The sequence below is a fragment of the Mucilaginibacter rubeus genome (genome assembly GCF_014643835.1).
Taxonomy (GTDB): Bacteria; Bacteroidota; Bacteroidia; order Sphingobacteriales; family Sphingobacteriaceae; genus Mucilaginibacter; species Mucilaginibacter rubeus.
This window is the reverse complement of sequence record NZ_BMKD01000004.1, coordinates 567,234-587,743: the sequence shown is the minus strand read 5'-3', so window position 1 is coordinate 587,743 and position 20,510 is coordinate 567,234. Positions and strand designations below refer to the sequence as shown.

The window sequence follows — 20,510 nt, the reverse complement described above, 5'->3', positions numbered from 1 at the left end:
ATGTATATCGTTTTAATCATTGTTACCGTAATTGTATGCGCTCTGTTAGGGCTTATCGTACTTATCCAAAACCCTAAAGGCGGTGGTTTGGCATCAAATTTTTCAAGCTCATCACAATTAATGGGCGTACAAAAAACCGGCGACTTTTTAGAAAAAGGTACCTGGGCGTTAGCTATCACCCTTATGGTATTGTCATTGGCTATTAACGTTGCTGTAAAAGGCGGCTCATCAAACAATGCAGACAATCCTGCGCTGCGTGAGCAAATTGAAAAAGCTTCAAAACCAAGCAACGCGCTTCCTTCATCAACTCCGGCATTAACACCGTCTGCTACACCGGCAGCTCCTAAAGCCGACAGCAGCAAAAAATAATAAGGTATTTAATCAAGATATAGAAGGCCTCTGGATATATTCAGGGGCTTTTTCTTTTTCCAGGAATTTCTGTCCCATCCGGGGCTTTCAGAGATTTAAGTTAATCCACAAAATTGTTTGTCGTTTAATCGGCAAGGCGTGTTGTTTTGCCCCTCTGGGGCAAAGGATACTTCTATTTTTCATGATACAAACCTTTTGCACCTCTGGTGCACCCGTCCATAAACAATTAATATATGTTTATTAAATCGTAAAAGTCTTCCCGGAGGGAGAAAATGTTTGCAGAAATAGCATTCTACTTTATCTGAACCCAGCTCAGCTGATTACTCAATTGGTAATAGCCAAATGAGCATTAGTTTTATAGGGTAACTTAAATTTCTGAAAGGCCCTGAACAGACATAAAGAAAACGCCCCCGATTTTCGTCGGAGGCGTTTTTTATACAAGACGATTCAAATTATAATATCAGGATCAATACCAAAATGATGATGATAATTGCACCAACAGAAAGGTAAATACCGCCGCCGCCAAGGGCATTGGCTTCTTTTTTCATTGATTTTAATTCGGTACGCAATTCCTTACGTTCAGCTTTGGTAAGCTCCGATTTATCCATTGCTTTGATCTCATTTACACGGGCCTTGATCTCCTCAACACGGGCTTGTTTTTGCTCGGTTGTCATGGTTGCTATTTCTTCCTTGCTTAGTGGGGTAAGCGCGTGGCTATCAGCAGCAAAGGTGTTCAACGCTGTAAATGACAGCAGCATGGTGAGGGCTAATAAATAAACTTTAGTTTTCATAGTTTTAATATTTAAGTGATTCTTTCTATGAAAGAGAAAAAGTGCGAAAAATGTTTTACCGAAGTATAAAATTATTGTAACCCAAATGTTTATAAGCAAACAAAATAGGCCGATTCAAAAACATGCCCCACGCTTAATTTTTGGATAGCTTCTTTATCCTTAATGTCAACGTGTTTGCCTTCGGTATCGGCACAGCCAAGCCATGGTTCTATGCAAACAAAATCAGCCCCCGGTTTGGCCCATAAACCAAGATAATTAAAATGAGGAAATTCAAGCGCTAAGGTTTGATCATGTTTATCGCTTTTAATAGTCACCATGCGCGATTTTAGATCTTTAAAAACAAGCGCGTCATCCTTAAAAAGGTCGCGGGTTAAGTAAAGTTTTTTGTTGGGAGTTGGCACAGGATGGGTTATGCCGTTAAAAAAGCCATCTTTTGATAAAAGGTGAGTGTTAAAATGTTCTTCGGTTTCAAACTCCAGGTAATAGTCCTCGTAGTTTTCGCCTTTGTTGAAGGGAACGTTAAAAGCCGGGTGCCCGCCAACAGAAAAATATATCGATTTTTTATCGAGGTTGATCACTTTATAGGTAATCCTAAGCGCGTTATCAATAAGATGATACAGGATCTGGAAATCAAATTTAAAAGGATAAACCTTTAATGTGTTTTCGCAGTTTGGTAACGAATAGCTTGCCGATGTCTCATCCGACTCTAATAAGAAAAATTCCGACTGCCTTGCAAAACCATGGCGCGACATGGCAAACTTTTCACCATCAACCAAAAGTTCATTGTTAATGAGGCCGCCTACTACCGGGAAAAGATTGGGGGCATGCCATGGCCATATTTTTTCATCAGCCTGCCACATATGTTCAATACCTGTAGCTTTATTGATAAATGAACTCAGTTGAGCGCCTTTGGTGTCGATAGCTACTTTAATGTGGTCGTTTTCTAAATGAGTGATCATAGGTGTATAATTAATGTAAAAGCCCGGCTTTATAAATCATAAACCGGGCCTTAAACCAATGTATTAAGAATTCGTTAATTGGACAACTTCCGGTTCAACGAAGTTAACAAATCAATCATCATCCTGTTCTTTTTTAGGTTCTAAAATTACAAAAGCGCTCCTTTTTGGTGCAGGCATAACCGATGCTTCGCCTTTTACGTACTTCCAAACCACTTCATTCAGGTCGATATCGGGTGCGGCGTCTTCCCTGGCAAAATTAAACAGTTCCGAGCGTTTGCTGCTCTCGTTTACCGCTATATTCCGCTGTTCCAAATCAACCTGTGCCGGCTTGGCAGTATATGGTGTAAGGTCGGGCTTGCTGGTGAAACAATCAAATAGCGGCATAGCGGCTGCATCATACTGGCTCATTGGAGGCAAGCCTAAAATAAGCTCGATGGTACGTAAAACACCCGAGGTTGAGTACATGCCGTGGATCACAGCGTTGCGTTTTACATACGGACCGGCCACAAACACCGGTGAACGGTGGGCATCAATATGGTCGGGGCCGTTTTGGGCGTCATCTTCCAAAATAAAAACCACCGACTCTTTCCAGATCGAACTGTGGGATAAATGTTCGATGAACTGGCCTATGGCAAGATCATTATCGGCCACGGCGGCGATAGGCGATATAGCGCCTTTGCGCTGCCCGCTGGTATGGTCGTTTGAAATGCGCACGGTGTTAAAATGCGGCACCGCGTTTACAGTTAGTAACGAATCAAAGTCATGGGCCCAGATCTCAGTCCTTTTAACATCTTTCACATTCAGGTCAAAGCCGGGCGACTTGATACAAAAATGCCCTTCCAGCGATTTTAAGTTTGCTTTGCCGGGGTTGCCATCGCTCACAAACTCGCCGTAAGTACGATAGCTTACACCAGCGCGTTTGCAATAATCCCATATAAAGCCATCGCGCGGATAGGCGGCTTTGCGGGTACCTTCAAAATCATAATTTCCACCGCGGCTTCCGTAACTGGTTGGCCATGTTTTTTCTACAAAATCGGTAGCATAAGCAGCCATGCTCCAGTTGTGGCCGTCGGCACTTACCTCCGCATCAACGTAAAAGTTATCAAGTAGTACAAATTCATTGGCAATAGCGTGATGGTTAGGCGTTACTTTATTGCCGAAGATGCACAACGAAGTGTCGCCGTTCCCTTGCGGCATATCGCCTAAAACCTGGTCGTAAGTGCGGTTTTCTTTAATAATATAGAACACATATTTAATAGGCGACTTTTCGCCCAGGCGCCGCGGAATGGGATTGCCTTCTTCTCCCTTGGCTGTTTTTTCAACTTTAGCTGTAAACGGTGTATTGGCGTAAACTTGTTTGGTGTAAGTTTTCAGTTCGGCATCAGACGGGCTGTTGATAAATGACAGCGTACCTTTAAACAGGCCACCTATGTATTGCTCCCGGCTGTTGATGGCCCCTTGCTTGTAACCGCTGTTATCGGTTTTTTTAACCGGCTGCGGCCCTTTAGGATTGGCCATTGATGAAAACCCTTTGCCGTTTGATACCAGGATTTTATTGCCCAATACTTTTACGTTGGTTGGGTACCAGCCTACCGGGATAAAGCCCTTGCTTTTGCTACTGCCCGGCATAGTAACATCAAATAAAGCAAGGCAATTGTTATCCGCGTTGGCTATATAAAGCGTTTTTCCGTTTGGCGATAAGGCCAGGCCATTGCTGGTTGAACCGGTGAGGCGGGTAGGATAAAGCGCGGTAGAGATGGTTTCTATTATCTTGTGTGTAGCTGTATTTACTACAGATACGGCATTGTCATTAGCATCGGCCACATACAGGAATTTCCCTTTCTTATCTAAAAGCAGTTCGTTAGGATGGCTGCTGGTTTTAATGGTGCTGAGCGTTTGCGTAGCTATGTTATAAAAGCCAAGCATATCACCACCCCATAAAGAGATGTACAGCGTTTTTTCATCGGGCGATAAAATGCAGCTGTAAGCTTCAGCAGGGAGTTTTACCTGTTTCAGAATGTCTTTTTTATCAGGATCGATAATATAAAGGGTGCTGTCTTCCTTTGTCACCGAATACAGGCGGCTGTTACTTTTGTTAGCTACCATGCCGGTAGGGCAAACCTTATTTTTGGGCCAGGCATTCGGTGCTAATTTGATGGTATCCGGGGTGCCCAATTTGCTACCGGCGATGTTGAATACCAGGATCCAGTTGTCATTACCGCCCGATGCATATAGTTTTTTTTCATCACGACTGAAAGCAAGTCCGTACCATGATTTTTTAACCACTACTTCATCAAGCAGTTTTTCATTTTTAGGGTCGATGAGCTGTACCGACTGGGTGCTTTGGCCGTTGTTGGTAACAGCTAATAATTTACCCGACACGGAAAGCTGCATGTTTAACGGTAGATCACCGAGCGGTAAAGACCTGCCTGCGGGACTAAGCTTCCAGCCGTTGGGCAATAATACCTGCCCTGTTTGTTCAATTTTTCCCGGAGTTTGAGCGAAGGATTGTAAAGCCGCACATAAAAGAACAATGCCGGCGATGAGTTTTAGTTTCATAAGAAAACGATTGTAGCCAAAATTACAAAATCGTTTTATTCCGAAAGGCTTGTTAACAGAAACTTAATACAACTTTATATCTACAGATTTTCTACAGAATTTAAAATTGCTATTTTAGTAAACTTGAATTTGAACAAATAGTTTCTGCTATGTTTAATTTATTCAGAAAGAAGCAAATACCACTCATAACACATCAATATAAAAACTTGATTATTGCCCTTCCTGCGCATTGGCAGTATGAATCTGAAGGAGAAGATCAGGAAGCTTGCTTTGATCCGAAATCGAAAAGTAGCCTTCGTTTTAATATTATGGAGGCAATTCCTCCGGAAGGAATTAATGAAGACGAAAATTTAAAACTTTTGATTGCCGGTTTGCCTTATGCAACCACCGTGCATGGAACAATTTTGGCAGGACCTGCTTATAAAGAATCGGAAGATAATGGTGTAATGATTATGCTTATCACCTGGCGATTGATAAAGCCTGAAAAAACGATTGCGGTTATTACCTATACGGTTTTGTCTGCTGAAAAAGATTCAGCATCAGAAAAGAAAACCCTAAACCTGATCAGAACTTCGCTGCTAAATGCGCAATTAACATAGTTTAGCAATAAACTAAAAAACAAATCTTTCGTGACGCATGATTTAGCCTCTGGTCAGCATACAATAAGCGTATCCAGCCGTTAGTTAAGCAACTGTTTTTTAAACTGGTTAGGGCTGATACCTGTTTCTTTTTTAAACAGCCGTGAAAAATATGGAAGGTTCTCAAAGCCAAGTTCGTATGCTATTTCAGAAACGTTTTGGTAATCACTTTTAAGACGGTTTTTTGCCTCGTTTATAAGGTAAATATGGATCAGTTCAATAGCAGTTTTTCCTGTTTCCTGCTTAAGCATATCACTTAGGTAACGAGGTGATAAATTAAGTTGTGAGGCCAGCGCGTTAACAGAGGGCAGTCCCTGGGTTAGCAATAAGCCGTTGGTAAAATAAGCTGCTAACACTTCATTAAATTTTGATACTGTTTTACCCGAAAGCTCTGTACGGTTAATAAACTGGCGTTTGTAAAACCGTTGCGAGTATTTCAGGATAGAATCGATATGCGTAAGTATAATGTCGCGGCTATACTCATCGGTGTTATTGTGATATTCGGCTTCTATCTTGTAATAAAGGTCCCACATGATCTGCTCTTCCGATGGCGAAAGGTGCAGGGCTTCGTTTGCCTCATAGTCAAAAAAAGCATATTTGCTTATTTCGTTATGCAAAAAGTGACCATGCAGAAAATCCTCGTGGATGAACATAATAAACGCATCCTCATCATACTCCACACTATTAAACTGGATCACCTGCCGGGGTTTGATGAACATCATGCTGCCATTATCATGATCATATTTGGTGCGGCCATACATGATCTGACCTACCTTAAGTTTTTTAAACCCGATCATGTAAAAATCAGATGTAAACTCTCTTTCGCCAAACCCACAGGTATGGGTGCACCTGTACAAGCTGAAGAGCGGGTTCTCCGGCATCGGGAAACCATTGGAGCGGTGCATATCGGCCAAACTTTTAAAATGCTGCATGATGAATAAAGTTAAACAAATCTACGCCGAATTGCGGCGTAGATTATACCAAATAATACCATTTATATAGAAGCTGAAAGCAGAACGCTTAAAGCCCAAAGCTATGGTCTGATTATTAACAGGAACTATAATATTATTTACCGTGTGCAGCGGCAGCTACCTCGTTCCAGCTATCCCACTCGGCAGCACGGCCTTCATAAGTTTGTTTAACCCACGGATACGCGTGTTTACCCAGGAATAACCGCAACGGAGGGTTTTCGGTGTCAATCAGTTTCAGCACAGCATCTGTAGTAGCTTCCGGTACACCGAAAATATCGGTGTCATTTAAACCAGCATGGAAAGCTGCCCTTACCGCGTCATATTCCGGCATTGCCACGGTTTGCGCGGCAGAAGCACCGGCCCAATCAGTTGCAAAGCCGTTAGGTTCAATCAGGGAAACGTTTATTCCAAAGCCTTTTACTTCGGCGGCCAGGGTTTCACTTAAACCTTCTACCGCAAATTTAGAGGCATTATACAAGCCCAGCACAGGTAAAGTAACGAGGCCAAGTACGCTCGAAAGCTGGATAATATGGCCGTAGCCTTGTTCACGCATAACAGGTAACACTGCCTGTGATAACCATAGTAAGCCAAAAAAGTTGGTTTCCATCTGCTCGCGGGCTTCCTGCTCGGTAGTTTCCTCAATACTGCCGAATAAACCGTAACCTGCATTGTTGATCAGTACATCGATGCTGCCGAAGTGTTCTTTTGCTTTGCTGATGGCCGCGAAATCTGCCGCGCGGTCATTAACATCCAGTTGCAGCGGTAAAATACTGTCGCCATATTTATATACCAGGTCATCCAAAGCGCTCAGGTTACGAGCGGTTGCTACTACTTTATCGCCTCTTTGCAGTAATGCCTCGGCCCATAATTTACCGAAACCACGTGATGCGCCGGTAATGAAAATTGTCTTTGCCATTGTTATTGTTTTTAAATGATGGCACAAAATTAACAGGGCAAACACAGGGCGATTTATACAGAAGTAGGGAACAATGATACATTTTTACGCGGAGACTTATAATCGGTAATGAGAATGTCATTAAGCGTAAATATCGGCAAAAACTCAAAAGCTGTTTGACTTTGATTGATTTAAATGTAGAGACGCATAATTGCGTCTCCCGCATTCAATTTCGGACGAAATCAGAAGCCTTTTAAATTGGCTCGTCCGCCGGGAGACGCAATTATGCGTCTCTACAAAAAACTTTCCCTCCGTTTTAAAGGCTCTTCGGTTTATAAAAAAACGCACCCCATCTACAGGGAGACGGGGGGGCGTTTTTTTATACGTCCAAACTCCCTCTCTTTTGGAGAGGGCCGGGGGTGATGTTATTTACTTTTCAGTACCAGTGTAGCACTTTTCAATCCATCAGCCGAAGCGGTTAAAGTGATCGTGCCGGCTTTTTCTTTGGCCTGTACTATGGCCAGCGCAAGGCCATGAAATGCTTTTCGGTAATCAGCTTTAAACGGATCATGGCTAACCGGATCGCCGTTGTCAACGCTGGCAATGGAGCCCTCGCCGGCAATCTTAAAGTTTACCTTGTTATCAGCATCAGGTACAACGTTGCCGTCTTTATCCAATATTTTTGCGGTGATAAATGACAGGTCCTGACCATCGGCTTTGATCTGCGAACGGTCGGCAGTCAGTTCGATTTTTGCAGGAGCCCCGGCGGTATGGATCTCGCGGGTTAACACGGTTTTGCCGTTTTTGCGTGATATAGCTTTCAGCGTGCCGGGCTGGTATTTTACACGCCACATCACATGCAGGTCGTCGCCGGTTTTCTTTTGGATGCCCAATGATTTACCGTTCAGGTAAAGTTCAACCTCATCGGCATTGTTATAGTATGCCCAGATGTCGATCATTTTACCGGGCTGCCAGTTCCAGTGCGGGAAAATATGGAGCACATTTTTATTGGTCCACTCGCTTTGGTACATATAATATACATCTTTAGGGAAGCCGGCCAGGTCAATAATCCCGAAGTATGAGCTGCGCGATGGCCATGAATATGGAGTTGGTTCGCCCAGATAGTCAAAGCCCGTCCAGATGAACATGCCCGAAAGGAAGTCGTACTTTTTCATCACCTTCCAGGTCATTTCATGTGTTGATCCCCATGGTGGTCGGGTGTTGTCATATGCCGAAACATTGTTGCCTTCCCTTACAAAAGGTTTATCATAGCTTGGCGGCCAAACCCTGATGCTATCCGAAGGCATTTCATAATAACCACGCGTTTCCAAACCCGAAGTAGTTTCAGTAGCAATAAACTTTTTACCCGGGTAACGGTCATGAAACTTAGCGTAATCAAACTGGTGATAGTTATAACCAACCAAATCAATAGCACCCGATTTTATAATTTTGTTGGTGCTATCCGGACGGTCATTAGCCGTAGTGAGCGGACGGGTTTTATCGAGGCTGTGAACAATAGCCGCCAACTCAGGCGCAATGCGTAAGGCGCTGGTATCTGCCTGTTGCGGGATTTCGTTGCCGATACTCCAGATCATGATGCTTGGGTGATTGCGGTCGCGTTTGATTTGGTCTTCCAGGTCGCGTTTATGCCATTCTTTAAAGTACAGATGATAATCGTAAGTAGCCTTTTTCCATTCCCAGCAATCAAAGGCCTCATCCATCACAATAAAACCCATTTTATCGCAAAGGTCGAGCAGTTCGGGAGCCGGAGGGTTGTGCGAGGTGCGGATGCCATTACAGCCCATCGCTTTGAGCATCTGCAACTGACGCTCCAATGCACGGTTGTTAATAGCTGCGCCAAGGCTGCCAAGGTCATGGTGATTACAAACACCTAAAATCTTCATCGGCTTCCCGTTCAGGCTGAAACCTTTATCGGCATCAAAATTAAAATAGCGGATCCCTACGGTGGTGGTATATTCATCAACTACTTTTTTGCCTTCAATAAGCTGGGTAACGGCTTTATATAAGTACGGGTTCTCTACCGACCAAAGCACCGGGTTTTTTACCGTAAGGGTATTGGTTATCGTTAAAGGCTCATTTTTATTTTGCGCTGCCGATGTAGCTTCGCCCGCGGCGGCTACCTGTTTACCGGCCGCGTCATAAAGTTTGGTGCTGATAAGCACCTGCGGCGATGACTGGTCATTATGCAGTTGTACCTGTACATTTACTTTGGCAGACGCATCGCTGATATCGCTCGTAGTTACATAAGTACCCCAATGATCGATAGCGGTTTTGTTGGTAGTAACCAACCACACATGGCGGTAAATGCCCGAACCTGAGTACCAGCGCGAATTTGGCTGCACCGAGTTATCAACTTTAACAGCGATAACGTTATTACCGCCGAAATTTAAGTAAGGAGTAAGTTCATACCTGAAAGAGATATACCCGTTTGGCCTGAAGCCAAGGTGATGGCCGTTGATCCACACATCGCTTTTTTGATATACGCCATCAAAATCAATATAAACCAATTTGCCTTTTGATGAAGCAGGAACAGTAAAAGTTTTACGGTACCAGCCAATGCCGCCGGGCAGGGCGCCGCCTTCAGGTGTGGCCGGGTTATCTTTTGAAAATTTACCTTCAATACTCCAGTCATGCGGCAAATTGAGCACGCGCCATTTGCTGTCGTTCAGCGTTGTTTTTTCGCCGTTTTCAACAGCGCCGAGGTTAAAGCGCCAGCTTTTATCAAAATCAAGTTTCTGCCGGTTTTGGGCAAAAGGTTTTAACGCGGCCAGCGTCAGGACGGCAAGGATGCATGCAAACTTATAAGCCCCGGCGCGGTGGGTTTTTATTGATGACATAATATCGTTTGAGATTAAATGTATTTTGGACACTAAATTATAAATAATAGGCTAAAAGCAAAGGAATAGTATAAATTAACCGGGGGGATCGCTTTATGCTAAATTATGTGTAAAATATCAAACTACATCTTAGATGCTGTTTAAGAATGATTAAATGAGACTACTATATCCGCCACGTCATTGCGAGGTACGAAGCAGTCCCCGACTATACAGGGCGGATTTGCTTAGCGGATCTGCCTCTTGGGGATCGATTCGTGCCTCGCAATGACGGCTTTTATATAATTTTTAAACAGCTTCTTAGTGTTTAATACTATTTCCTTTAACATTCCGTTTCAAGATTCAATGAAAGCAATCGCCTTTATCATGTTAATTTTTATGGTGCTCATTTCCACAATACCGGGAAAAGCGGAGCCTATATACAACATGACCAAAAATTGCTGTCATCATATGGATCATATGCCGCAGAAACAGCATGGCGGTCAAAAAGGATGTGACGGTGGTATGTGCATGACCATGCTATCGTGCAACAATTGCTGCTTTTTAAAAGCTGAACCTGTCAAGGCTGGGCCTGCTGTGGTTAACATTAATAACAATGTTGCTTCGCCTTACCTCGCAGGCAATTTATCCGATTACGCCAACGCCTGCTGGAACCCTCCGAAAGCTTAATAAAAAGACATCTGCCTGTTTTCAATAGTGTATCTTTTTATTAAAAATTCAAATTAAAAATCATGAAAAAGTTTCTTTTCATCACCACTGTGATGCTGTTTACCATATTTAATATTTCGTTTGCTAATACGCCTTGCTGCAATAACAAAATGAACCATTGCACCAAATGCGCAAAGTCATGCACCCGGCCAACGTGTTTAGACAACTGCAGCAAATCATGCAAAGCCTCGGGCGATTGCAATAAAACCTGCGGCAAATAACAAAACGCCCCCGGTAGAAACCGGGGGCGTTTTGTTAACTATCAATTTTAATGAACCTTATCGGTTTTATATATCCCAAGCGGCCCATCTATAATATCAACAATCTGCTTACTGAACAGTTGGAAATGCTCCTGCTTAACATGCTGATCAAGCCCTTCCTGGCTGGCCCAGGTTTCGTGAAAAATAAACTGGGTTTCGTCAGTTGTTGACTGGTATAGCTCGTATTGCAAACAGGCTTCTTCCTGGCGGGATGCTGCTACCAGCTTATCCAAAAAATCTTTCATTTGGGCAGTGGTGCCGGCCTTACACTTCACTAAGGCTGTTAAGTAAATTTTCATGGCTTGGGTTGTTTTGAGTAAATAGTTTGTTTAAATGTTCGTGGTAGCGTTGCAGGTTCTCCTCAATATTAGCGTTTTTCATTACGTCATAAAAGTGGATACTTTCTAAAGCCTGCATGCCGGTAAAAGCGTTCATGCGGTGAAAGCCAAACAGGGGGCCTTCGTCAACACTGCGTTCGTTAAAAAATTCGCCGGGTAAGGTGAATGCGGTAACCGGTGCGTTCCATGATGTGGTAAGCATGTATTTTTTGCCCTGCATTAAGCCGCCTGTGCCGTAATTAATACCGGGGTTTTCGGCGGTGCGGCCGTCGCTGCGGTAAATACCGTTTTGATATCCGGCGGTAAAAACTTCGTCGATATATTTTTTAAAGGCATGCGGTACCTGGAACCACCAAACCGGGGTGTGGTAAATGATCACATCGGCCCACTTATAATTTTCGGCCTCCTGCATAGGGTCGTACTCATGGTTTACATCGGTTGAACGAACTTCAAAATCAGGATGAGCGGTAAAATACTGTACGGTAGTATCCAATAAAGTTTTGTTAAATCTTCCGCCGGAGTGACCGAAGATCTGCCCTCCGTTTATTACAAATATGTTTGTCATTTATTTTCTGTTTTAATTTTCATCAAAATTACACCGGCTTAATTCATTATTAAAATAGTTTAATTTATACATTTGTATCATAATTATAATAGATAGGCTATGGTTAATTTTGAATGGTTCCGCACCTTTAAAGCGATCTATGAAACCGGGTCGCTAACCGGGGCGGCCGAAGCGCTGTTTATTTCGCAGCCGGGCGTGAGCCTGCATTTAAGTTCATTGGAAAGTTATGTAGGCTATAAACTGTTCGATCGCACATCGCGAAAAATGGTATCGACAGAGCGCGGTAAGATCCTGTATAACTATATACAGGAGTCTATCAGTAAACTGGAGGATGCCGAGCGGCATTTTCATAAAAGCACCGAAAAAGATATTCCTACTATAAGTATAGGTATGTGCTTTGAAACTTTTCAGTTCACACTTGAATCCTATTTGCCTACGCTGCCTTTTAATGTGATCATTAAATTTGGCGAATACCCCGAAATGCTGGCCGACCTGGACAACGGCATCCTCGATATGATCGTTACGCCTCATAAGGGTGATTATAAAGGTCTTGAGTATAAACCCTTTTTTAAGGAACGCATAGTGGTACTGGCCGGGGCGCAAACGCCAACCGACGAATTTAATGAACTATTGAAAACTAAAGACCTTAACCAGATTCAAACCTGGCTTAAAGCCCAAACCTGGTACGGCTCATCTGGCGATATGGAACACCTGCGGCGCTTCTGGCATATCAACTTTGGTAAAAGGCCCGATTTTAAACCCAATTTCATTGTGCCAAACATGGGCTCCATTATCCGCTGTCTCAGCAATGGCAAGGGGATAGCCGTGATCCCCGACTTTCTTTCAAAAAAGGAGCGCGATAGCGGCAACATCAAATTGCTTTGGGAAGGATATAATTTAATTGAGAACACCTTGTACTTCGGCACCCGCAAAAAATCCATTTATGCGGAGCAGGTGGCTATGATCCAGGAAATTTTTGAGCGGGAGATGGTGTAAGCCTCTAATCGCCGCCGTGGCAAAAGAAGATCATGTGATTATTGAAACTCAAACATGTCTTTGCTAAGGCCACCCGTATACCATCTGCCATTTATAAAGTAATAAGTTTCCTTACCTAAAATGATCATAGGGAAATTACCTGCAATTTTTTGTTTGGTCTTGTTTTTTGCGGTGATAAAGTGATCGTATATGTCTTGCTTAACGCTGTAAAAGACATTTTGCTGCGTGTCGAAGGCTAAAACTGTGTTATTGTCATAGGCATAGTTTTCTTTAGGGCGAGGTTTTGAATCAACAAAATCATGTACACTGACTTTTAATTTGCAGTTGTTAACACTGTTGCCAACCAAACGCAATTTAATGCGATACTCTTCCTGTTGTTCGCCGGATTCTCCGGTAAGATATCTTAAAACATGCATGGCCTTGTATAGATGTTGGCCATCCACGCAGATGATCAGTGTATTTCCTAACCCAACCCCCGATCCGCCTCTTACTGCATAGTTAATCGCAATGAAGTTTTTATTCAATAACCTAATGTCAGGAGGTTCTCCCCAAAAATCATCTATTGTAATAATATCCTTGAGGCAAATCATTTTAAGCACGTGGTTTGCATAGTCAGGAACGATCTTCACCGTTTGATTTTTACCATCGATCGAAATTATGTGATATGTTTTTGTGTCTCTCCCGGTTGCTTTTGCTTCGTATGTTTTCAGTTCATCCTGAGCAAATGCATGATTGAATGAAAGCGTAAGGATAGTAATAACTAAGGCGCATTTGTTCATAAGGCAGGTATTTACACCGTTGGTGTGGCCGTAAAAATACTCGCGTAATATTTACGATAGGCAAACAGCAAAAATACCTCTAAAACGATAACTGCCAGTCCAATTGGCAAACCGGCCGGTGCCAAAATGGCATGGAACAGGAATATATTAAGTGCAATAGGCAGCAGCAATAACACAAACAGTGCCGTATACCGGTTAATAATTAAAAACAGGCCGCTGGTTATTTCAATTACCTTCATGTATTGAAAAAAATAACCTGAACCAAATAACCCGCCGCTAAATGCCTGTGCCTTATCGCTCATGGGCGGTTGGGCCATATGCAGAAACTGGAAAAAGAAGTTTAAACCAAACACCACGAAGACCAGGCCCAGCAAAACGCGGGCAATTAATACTGCAATTTTCATAATTAATAGGTTAATATAAGGTTAAACACTAAGTTTAGTAATTTAATTGACATATTCAAATCCGCCTCATAGCTAACTATTTAAACAGGCATTACTTTTGATAAAACAGGACATATGAACATTCAAAAAATAACTTTTGGCAACGGTTGCTTTTGGTGCACCGAAGCCGTTTTTCAATCGCTTAAAGGTGTAACATCAGTAACCTCGGGTTATATGGGCGGTAAAGTTTTAAACCCAACCTATGAGCAGGTTTGTACAGGCGCTACCGGTCATGCCGAAGTGATTCACCTGGAATATGACGCCGGCGTGATCTCGTTTGATGAATTGTTATTGGTTTTCTTTAAAACCCATAACCCAACCACACTTAACCGTCAGGGCAATGACGTGGGCACACAATACCGCTCGGCTATATTTTATTATACAGATGAACAAAAGCAGGCTTCGGAAGCGATGATCAAAACACTTACAGATGAGCAGGTTTTTGACGATCCTATCGTAACCGAAATCACGCCGGCAAGTACATTTTACAGCGCCGAAGATTACCACCAGAATTATTTCAACGATAATCCTAACAAGTCGTACTGCGCGTTTGTTATCCAGCCAAAACTCAATAAATTTGCCAAGGAGTTTAAGGATAAAATAAAGCCGGAGCTGTTATAAGATGCCTATCATACGGAGTGTTTAAATCGAGCGGCTCTGAAGATGAAATAATATAAAGCAAAAGGGCCTGTCACCCTGAGCCCGTCGAAGGCTCGTGGGCAGAGGCCCTGTTCACCATGCTTCGAGGGCCTCAGCATGACACCCGTTTTAGTTAAACGGTAGTTCGTCAAAGCATGCCGGCGTACTTTTTCCGCATGAGTCTTCAGCAAGGTCTCGACCGGCACTCTTTTTAATCAACCCATATGAAAAAAAGCTATAGCTATCTACTATCAGGCCTGTTGTTATTCAGCGCCTGCTCATCTGTTAAAAAAACGGCCAATCCTAATCCCAGCATTACCAACGATGGTAAGATCTGGACTTCATTATGGCAGCAGCGGGCAGCGGAATACAAGGCATTATGCTTTCAGGCCTATAACGTAGCTAAACTCAGGGTTGATGAAGGGATTAAGAACCCCGGTGATAAACCACTGGCTATTGTTACCGATATTGACGAAACCGTGCTGGATAATAGCCCCTATGATGCCCATCGCGCCTTACAGAATTTAGATTACAGCGATGCCACCTGGAAACAATGGACCGACAAAGCCCTTGCTGATACCGTGCCGGGCGCACCTGCTTTTTTTAAGTACGCTGCATCAAAAGGGATCACCATATTTTATATCACCAACCGTAATGAAAATGAGCGGGCAAGTACGTTAAAAAATCTGCAGTTGTTTGGATTGCCTAATGCGGATGACGAACACCTGCAGTTGAAAACCACTTCGTCGAGCAAGGAAGCGCGACGTCTTAACGTTTTAAAAACACATAACATCCTGCTGCTTTGCGGCGATAACCTGCCCGATTTTGACCTGCTGTATGATAATCACCCGGCCGAAGAAAGCAGGACGGCTACTACACAAAAGCTGCAAGCGGAATTTGGCAAAAGGTATATTGTTATTCCCAATCCTTCGTATGGTGATTTTGAGGGGGCACTTTTCCGGTTTAATTATAAGCTTAGCCCTGCCCAAAAAGATTCGGTGATCAGGGCGAAGATCAAAGCCGATCAATAGAGTTCCCGATCTGTAACGATTGACCGGGGATAGCCGCCTGGCAGGTATATAACTTAATTGCCTGTATTTACGTATATTTACACGCTGATCCCGCTGTGGGTTTAATTATTTTATATAGCTAAAAGCATTTTATTTAGTTTAATAAAATAATTGAATGTTTGGGTGATGTCATAATCTTGCGGTAAAATGTGCATGAAGCGCAAATAAATTGCAAATTTGCATACTGCATTATTATTATTCAGTTAACCCCTGTTTAACTATGAGTGATAGAACTATTCTGGTTTGGTTTAGAAACGACTTGCGCATAAATGATAACGAAATTTTGTTAGAAGCTGTACGCAAGGCTGATAAAATACTGCCGGTTTATTGTTTCGATCCTTATTATTTTCAGCATAATGAAACCGGTGCCTCAAAAACCGGAAATTTCCGGGCGAGGTTCCTTTTAGAGGCCGTTGCTGATCTCCGCAAAAATTTACAAGGCTTCGGTGCCGAACTCATCATCAGAATAGGTAATCCGGCAGAAGTTATTCCCCAACTTGCCGAAGAATACCAGGTAAATGAAGTTTATCATCACCGTGAGGTGGCCTACGAGGAAACCAATATCTCCGAGCAGGTTGAAACTGCGCTATGGAAAATGAGGCTTAATCTTAAGCATTTCATCGGTCATACCATGTATCATAAGGAAGACCTTCCTTTTCCGATCAAGGATATCCCGGATAGTTTCGCGGTTTTTAAAAAGAAGGTAGAACGTGACAGTAATGTTCGCCCGTGCGTACCCAAACCCGATCATATCAGCGTTCCGGAAATTACCGATGCCGGCGAATTGCCAACCTTGCAGCAATTAGGTTTAAACGAGCCTGTTGACGATATGCGCGCTACTGAATATTTTCAGGGGGGCGAAACAGCGGCTTTGGTACAAATGCATAAGTGTTTTGCCAATGCAGACCAGTTGCTGAAACAAAAAAATGGGCGTAACGGCTCTGATTGCTCTTCAAAACTTTCTCCCTGGATCTCGATAGGATGTATCTCGCCGAGGCAGGTTTACTGGGAAATTCAGAAATATGGCAGTAATGGTAACCTGTTAAAGCTTGAATTGCTTTGGCGCGATTACTTCAGGTTCATGTTTAAAAAACACGGCCAAAAATTTATCAAAGCTAAAGACGAAGCTCAGGGCACTGACCTTGCACCGGACGCCGACCTGTTGCTCCAAAAATGGAAAAACGGCGAAACAGGCGTGCCCCTTATTGATGCAGCAATGCATGAGCTTAACGCTACCGGCTATATCAGTAATCAAAACCGGCAGGTAGTAGCGGGCTATTTGGTAAATACCCTTAAAGCCGACTGGGTACAGGGGGCTGCTTATTTTGAAGAAAAGCTTATTGATTATTCGCCGGCCAGCAATTGGGGCAACTGGGCCTTTATTGCCGGTGTTAACGATGCTAAGGAAAGCAAATACGCTATAGTTACCAAGCTGCCCAAAGAGCTTGAAGCCAAAACCGATTTTGTGAATACCTGGCAACCATCATCCATTGATGAAGCCGGGGATTTGGTTGGGGTGTAATTGAAATTCGACGTTTTGGCGTTTTGATAGTAGCGATATCGTCCATCAGCCGATGGATAATGCCTTGCGCAGTATAACCGGACCATGAGCCGAAGCAATACCTAAATCTTATCTAATTATTATTTCTATAAACCATCTATTTAAATAACTGTTGTTCTTTTGCCTCAAAACTCCGTATTTTCCCATTTAAGGATAAAATAAGCTTAACAAAGGCTAAATTTCTTTACAATTAATTATGAAGTATATAGCGGTATATCATTACTTTTGTACCGTTTTAAAGATCAGTTTCACATGGATCGTCTCAATTATATAAATAGCGGAAACGCTGCCTACATATCTTCCCTATACGAACAGTACAAACAGGAGCCGGAATCGGTTGATTTTGGATGGCAAAAATTCTTTGAAGGATTTGATTTTGGTAAAGATACCGATGCTGCCGGGGCAATTGCACCTGCTGCAGTTGGTCAAGCTACTCCTGAACATTTCTTGAAGGAAATTAACGTATTAAACATGATAGATGGTTACCGCTCACGCGGGCATTTGTTTGCAAAAACAAACCCCGTTCGCGAACGCCGCCATTATTACCCAGGCAAGGAGCTTGAAACTTTTGGTTTGAGCGAAGCTGATCTTGATACCGTTTTTAATGCGGGTGTTGAAGTAGGCTTGGGCGCTGCCAAACTGCGCGATATCCGCCAGTTACTTGAGGATACTTACTGCCGTTCAATAGGTACGGAATATAAATACATCCGCAATCCCATTAAAATAAAATGGTTTGAAGAGCGGATGGAGGGCCATCGCAATACGCCTTCTTTCACCCTTGATGAAAAGAAGGAGATGCTTAATAAGCTGAATGAAGCCGTAACATTTGAAAACTTTTTAGGTACCAAATTCCTTGGTCAAAAACGTTTTTCACTGGAAGGTGCCGAAGCGCTGATCCCTTCAATGGATTCGGTAATTAAAAAAGGCGCCGATCTGGGTATCGAGGAGTTTATCATCGGTATGGCGCACCGCGGGCGTTTGAACGTATTGACCAATATCATGGAGAAAACCTATAAAGAGGTATTCTCTGAGTTTGAAGGTAAAAACTACGATTCTGAATCACCTTTTGGTGGCGACGTGAAATACCACTTAGGTTTTTCAACCGATGTGCATACCAAAAGCGGTAAAAAAGTTCACCTGAGCCTTTGCCCTAACCCATCGCACCTCGAAGCGGTTGACCCGGTTGTGGAAGGGATCACCCGTTCAAAAATCGACTTTAAATATGGCGGCGATCATTCAAAGATCGCTCCGATCCTGATCCACGGCGATGCTTCAATTGCCGGACAAGGTATAGTATATGAAGTTTTACAAATGGAAAAACTGGATGGCTACCGCACCGGCGGCACCATTCACCTGGTTATCAACAATCAGATAGGTTTTACCACCAACTATAAAGATGCACGTTCAAGTACCTATTGTACCGACGTTGCCAAAACTGTGCTTTCGCCGGTTTTCCACGTAAACGGTGATGATGTTGAAGCTTTGGCTTACGTAGTAAACCTGGCTATGGAATACAGGCAGGTATTTAATGAGGACGTATTTATCGATATCCTTTGCTACCGCCGTTATGGTCATAACGAAGCTGATGAACCTAAATTCACCCAGCCGCTGTTATACAAAGCAATCGACGCGCACCCTAACCCGTTAAAGATTTACAATCAAAAACTGATAGATGAAGGCAGTATAGATGCTGAATTCTTAAAATCTATTGAAAAAGCCTTCAAAGATGAGTTACAGCAAAAACTGGACGAAGTAAAATCAGAGGAAAGGTTTACTGATACCATTGCCATGTTTGAGGGGGCCTGGAGCGGATTGCACCTGGCAAGCCATAAAGAACTGGTAAAAGCTATTGATACTTCTGTAGCCGAAGAAACCATATTGGAGATCGGTAATAAGATCACTGTGTTGCCACCAAATAAAGAATTTTTCAAGAAAATTGAAAAGCTTTTTGAAGACCGCAGTGCCATGGTGAACAAAACCAAAGTGTTTGACTGGGCCATGGGCGAATTGCTTGCCTACGGAACTCTGCTAAAAGAAGGTTACCCGATCAGGTTAAGTGGCGAGGACGTGAAACGCGGTACTTTCTCGCATCGCCATGCGGTATTGACGCTGGTTGATTCGGAAGACGAATTTACACCGCTTGCTGCCATTAACCCCGAAGCTAAACTGAGCATTTATAACTCTTTATTATCTGAGTATGGTGTTTTAGGTTTTGAATACGGCTATGCACTTGCAAACCCAACTGCTTTAACCATTTGGGAAGCCCAGTTTGGTGATTTCTTTAACGGTGCCCAGATCATTGTTGATCAGTACATCGCCAGTGCCGAAACTAAATGGCAGCGTGGCAACGGTTTGGTTATGCTGTTGCCTCACGGTTATGAAGGCCAGGGCCCTGAGCACTCATCTGCGCGTGTTGAACGCTTTTTAGAACTGTGTGCCGATGATAATATTCAAATTGCTAACTGTACAACCCCTGCTAACTTCTTCCATATTTTAAGGCGTCAAATGCACCGTGATTTCCGCAAGCCTTTGATCATCTTTACACCAAAAAGTTTGTTGCGCAGCCCTAAATGCGTATCGCCAATTGAAGATTTTACCAACGGCAAGTTCCACGAGTTGATAGACGATACTTATGTTGACCCTAAAAAGGTAAAACGCGTATTGCTGTGTACAGGTAAAGTTTATTATGACCTGTTGGACAAACAACAGGCCGATAATCGTAAGGATGTGGCTATTGTACGTGTAGAGCAGCTTTACCCAACTCCGGTTACGCAAATTTTGAAGATCAAAGCCAAATATGAAAAGGCAGAGTTTATCTGGGTACAGGAAGAGCCTGAAAACATGGGCGCATGGCCATACATTTGCCGCAAATTCCATAATGATAAGGTGATTAACCTGAGCGTTATTTCGAGGATAGAAGGCAGCAGTACTGCTACCGGCTTTGCTAAACAGCATGCTGCCCAGCAGTTATACATAGTTTCAAAAGCTTTTGAAGCCCCAGCCGGTAAAGCTGTTAAAGAAGCTGTTAAAAAAACAACAAAGAAAATGGCTGATGCCGGTGCTGATTGATCCGTCAATTAAGCATCCTGATATAATCCATTAAAAAATATAAAA

19 protein-coding genes are annotated in these 20,510 nt (G+C 43.0%); 8 read left to right on the top strand and 11 right to left on the bottom strand.

The annotated features are described in order from the left end of the window. Entirely contained in the window at nt 1-369 is a 369-nt protein-coding gene (secG, locus tag IEX80_RS16535; RefSeq protein WP_090534360.1) for a preprotein translocase subunit SecG, read from the top strand. Between the two features lie 452 nt (nt 370-821). Here the strand turns inward: secG and IEX80_RS16530 are convergent, their stop codons facing one another. The 3 genes from IEX80_RS16530 to IEX80_RS16520 form a co-directional block, all read right to left on the bottom strand. Continuing rightward, nucleotides 822-1,160, bottom strand: a complete 339-nt coding sequence (locus tag IEX80_RS16530; RefSeq protein WP_090534362.1) for a hypothetical protein — start codon at nt 1,158-1,160, stop codon at nt 822-824. 89 nt (nt 1,161-1,249) lie between these two features. Further along, nucleotides 1,250-2,119 (bottom strand): aldose 1-epimerase family protein, encoded by an 870-nt coding sequence (locus IEX80_RS16525; protein ID WP_229701657.1) that lies wholly within the window; start codon nt 2,117-2,119, stop codon nt 1,250-1,252. A 111-nt stretch (nt 2,120-2,230) separates the two neighbouring features. Continuing rightward, a complete protein-coding gene (locus IEX80_RS16520) occupies nt 2,231-4,678 on the bottom strand; it encodes a bifunctional YncE family protein/alkaline phosphatase family protein (RefSeq protein ID WP_188833496.1) in 2,448 nt (815 codons plus the stop codon). Between the two features lie 149 nt (nt 4,679-4,827). On the opposite strand from IEX80_RS16520, the gene IEX80_RS16515 reads away from it, so the two are divergent. Further along, nucleotides 4,828-5,277, top strand: coding sequence for a hypothetical protein (locus IEX80_RS16515; protein WP_188833495.1), 450 nt, complete (start codon nt 4,828-4,830; stop codon nt 5,275-5,277). Nucleotides 5,278-5,357: 80 nt separating this feature from the next. On the opposite strand, the gene IEX80_RS16510 is transcribed toward IEX80_RS16515, so the two are convergent. The 3 genes from IEX80_RS16510 to galB form a co-directional block, all read right to left on the bottom strand. Continuing rightward, nucleotides 5,358-6,248, bottom strand: coding sequence for a helix-turn-helix domain-containing protein (locus tag IEX80_RS16510; protein ID WP_188833494.1), 891 nt, complete (start codon nt 6,246-6,248; stop codon nt 5,358-5,360). A 133-nt stretch (nt 6,249-6,381) separates the two neighbouring features. Continuing rightward, entirely contained in the window at nt 6,382-7,203 is an 822-nt protein-coding gene (locus IEX80_RS16505) for an SDR family NAD(P)-dependent oxidoreductase (protein WP_188833493.1), read from the bottom strand. A gap of 404 nt (nt 7,204-7,607) precedes the next feature. After that, nucleotides 7,608-10,040, bottom strand: a complete 2,433-nt coding sequence (galB, locus tag IEX80_RS16500) for a beta-galactosidase GalB (RefSeq protein WP_188833492.1) — start codon at nt 10,038-10,040, stop codon at nt 7,608-7,610. A 342-nt stretch (nt 10,041-10,382) separates the two neighbouring features. Between galB and IEX80_RS16495 the strand changes: the two genes are divergently transcribed. After that, complete coding sequence (locus IEX80_RS16495) at nt 10,383-10,706, top strand: hypothetical protein (RefSeq protein WP_188833491.1); 324 nt, start codon at nt 10,383-10,385, stop codon at nt 10,704-10,706. 40 nt (nt 10,707-10,746) lie between these two features. Here the strand turns inward: IEX80_RS16495 and IEX80_RS27825 are convergent, their stop codons facing one another. Genes IEX80_RS27825 through IEX80_RS16480 form a run of 3 tightly spaced genes read right to left on the bottom strand, consistent with a single transcriptional unit; the run spans nt 10,747 to nt 11,908 of the window. Next, nucleotides 10,747-10,962, bottom strand: coding sequence for a hypothetical protein (locus IEX80_RS27825; RefSeq protein WP_176627839.1), 216 nt, complete (start codon nt 10,960-10,962; stop codon nt 10,747-10,749). Between the two features lie 51 nt (nt 10,963-11,013). Beyond that, the gene (locus IEX80_RS16485) at nt 11,014-11,250 is read right to left on the bottom strand and encodes a putative quinol monooxygenase (protein WP_229701656.1); all 237 of its coding nucleotides are present in this window, start codon (nt 11,248-11,250) and stop codon (nt 11,014-11,016) included. Between the two features lie 19 nt (nt 11,251-11,269). Continuing rightward, nucleotides 11,270-11,908 (bottom strand): NAD(P)H-dependent oxidoreductase, encoded by a 639-nt coding sequence (locus tag IEX80_RS16480; RefSeq protein WP_188833490.1) that lies wholly within the window; start codon nt 11,906-11,908, stop codon nt 11,270-11,272. A gap of 99 nt (nt 11,909-12,007) precedes the next feature. Here IEX80_RS16480 and IEX80_RS16475 point away from each other — a divergent pair, with 99 nt between their 5' ends. After that, nucleotides 12,008-12,904: a LysR family transcriptional regulator gene (locus tag IEX80_RS16475; RefSeq protein ID WP_188833489.1), complete on the top strand. Its 897-nt coding sequence runs from the start codon at nt 12,008-12,010 to the stop codon at nt 12,902-12,904. Nucleotides 12,905-12,942: 38 nt separating this feature from the next. On the opposite strand, the gene IEX80_RS16470 is transcribed toward IEX80_RS16475, so the two are convergent. Together IEX80_RS16470 and IEX80_RS16465 are read right to left on the bottom strand one after the other, a co-directional pair. After that, a complete protein-coding gene (locus IEX80_RS16470) occupies nt 12,943-13,683 on the bottom strand; it encodes a hypothetical protein (RefSeq protein WP_090534384.1) in 741 nt (246 codons plus the stop codon). 11 nt (nt 13,684-13,694) lie between these two features. Then, complete coding sequence (locus IEX80_RS16465) at nt 13,695-14,087, bottom strand: DoxX family membrane protein (RefSeq protein WP_175490114.1); 393 nt, start codon at nt 14,085-14,087, stop codon at nt 13,695-13,697. A gap of 114 nt (nt 14,088-14,201) precedes the next feature. Here IEX80_RS16465 and msrA point away from each other — a divergent pair, with 114 nt between their 5' ends. From msrA to IEX80_RS16445, 4 genes are all read left to right on the top strand, one after another. Beyond that, on the top strand, nt 14,202-14,747 hold the full coding sequence (gene msrA, locus IEX80_RS16460) for a peptide-methionine (S)-S-oxide reductase MsrA (RefSeq protein ID WP_188833488.1): 546 nt from the start codon (nt 14,202-14,204) through the stop codon (nt 14,745-14,747). Between the two features lie 242 nt (nt 14,748-14,989). Then, nucleotides 14,990-15,796, top strand: coding sequence for a 5'-nucleotidase, lipoprotein e(P4) family (locus IEX80_RS16455; RefSeq protein ID WP_188833487.1), 807 nt, complete (start codon nt 14,990-14,992; stop codon nt 15,794-15,796). Between the two features lie 259 nt (nt 15,797-16,055). Continuing rightward, nucleotides 16,056-17,357, top strand: coding sequence for a DASH family cryptochrome (locus tag IEX80_RS16450; protein WP_188833486.1), 1,302 nt, complete (start codon nt 16,056-16,058; stop codon nt 17,355-17,357). A gap of 291 nt (nt 17,358-17,648) precedes the next feature. Further along, complete coding sequence (locus IEX80_RS16445; RefSeq protein ID WP_090534392.1) at nt 17,649-20,465, top strand: 2-oxoglutarate dehydrogenase E1 component; 2,817 nt, start codon at nt 17,649-17,651, stop codon at nt 20,463-20,465. The last annotated feature ends 45 nt before the right edge of the window (nt 20,466-20,510 follow it).

What these genes read in the sequence shown, in the direction of transcription:
- secG (WP_090534360.1), top strand. Translation starts at nt 1, where the DNA reads ATGTATATCGTTTTAATCATTGTTACCGTAATTGTATGCGCTCTGTTA.
- IEX80_RS16530 (WP_090534362.1), bottom strand. Translation starts at nt 1,160, where the DNA reads ATGAAAACTAAAGTTTATTTATTAGCCCTCACCATGCTGCTGTCATTT.
- IEX80_RS16525 (WP_229701657.1), bottom strand. Translation starts at nt 2,119, where the DNA reads ATGATCACTCATTTAGAAAACGACCACATTAAAGTAGCTATCGACACC.
- IEX80_RS16520 (WP_188833496.1), bottom strand. Translation starts at nt 4,678, where the DNA reads ATGAAACTAAAACTCATCGCCGGCATTGTTCTTTTATGTGCGGCTTTA.
- IEX80_RS16515 (WP_188833495.1), top strand. Translation starts at nt 4,828, where the DNA reads ATGTTTAATTTATTCAGAAAGAAGCAAATACCACTCATAACACATCAA.
- IEX80_RS16510 (WP_188833494.1), bottom strand. Translation starts at nt 6,248, where the DNA reads ATGCAGCATTTTAAAAGTTTGGCCGATATGCACCGCTCCAATGGTTTC.
- IEX80_RS16505 (WP_188833493.1), bottom strand. Translation starts at nt 7,203, where the DNA reads ATGGCAAAGACAATTTTCATTACCGGCGCATCACGTGGTTTCGGTAAA.
- galB (WP_188833492.1), bottom strand. Translation starts at nt 10,040, where the DNA reads ATGTCATCAATAAAAACCCACCGCGCCGGGGCTTATAAGTTTGCATGC.
- IEX80_RS16495 (WP_188833491.1), top strand. Translation starts at nt 10,383, where the DNA reads ATGAAAGCAATCGCCTTTATCATGTTAATTTTTATGGTGCTCATTTCC.
- IEX80_RS16485 (WP_229701656.1), bottom strand. Translation starts at nt 11,250, where the DNA reads ATGAAAGATTTTTTGGATAAGCTGGTAGCAGCATCCCGCCAGGAAGAA.
- IEX80_RS16480 (WP_188833490.1), bottom strand. Translation starts at nt 11,908, where the DNA reads ATGACAAACATATTTGTAATAAACGGAGGGCAGATCTTCGGTCACTCC.
- IEX80_RS16475 (WP_188833489.1), top strand. Translation starts at nt 12,008, where the DNA reads ATGGTTAATTTTGAATGGTTCCGCACCTTTAAAGCGATCTATGAAACC.
- IEX80_RS16470 (WP_090534384.1), bottom strand. Translation starts at nt 13,683, where the DNA reads ATGAACAAATGCGCCTTAGTTATTACTATCCTTACGCTTTCATTCAAT.
- IEX80_RS16465 (WP_175490114.1), bottom strand. Translation starts at nt 14,087, where the DNA reads ATGAAAATTGCAGTATTAATTGCCCGCGTTTTGCTGGGCCTGGTCTTC.
- msrA (WP_188833488.1), top strand. Translation starts at nt 14,202, where the DNA reads ATGAACATTCAAAAAATAACTTTTGGCAACGGTTGCTTTTGGTGCACC.
- IEX80_RS16455 (WP_188833487.1), top strand. Translation starts at nt 14,990, where the DNA reads ATGAAAAAAAGCTATAGCTATCTACTATCAGGCCTGTTGTTATTCAGC.
- IEX80_RS16450 (WP_188833486.1), top strand. Translation starts at nt 16,056, where the DNA reads ATGAGTGATAGAACTATTCTGGTTTGGTTTAGAAACGACTTGCGCATA.
- IEX80_RS16445 (WP_090534392.1), top strand. Translation starts at nt 17,649, where the DNA reads ATGGATCGTCTCAATTATATAAATAGCGGAAACGCTGCCTACATATCT.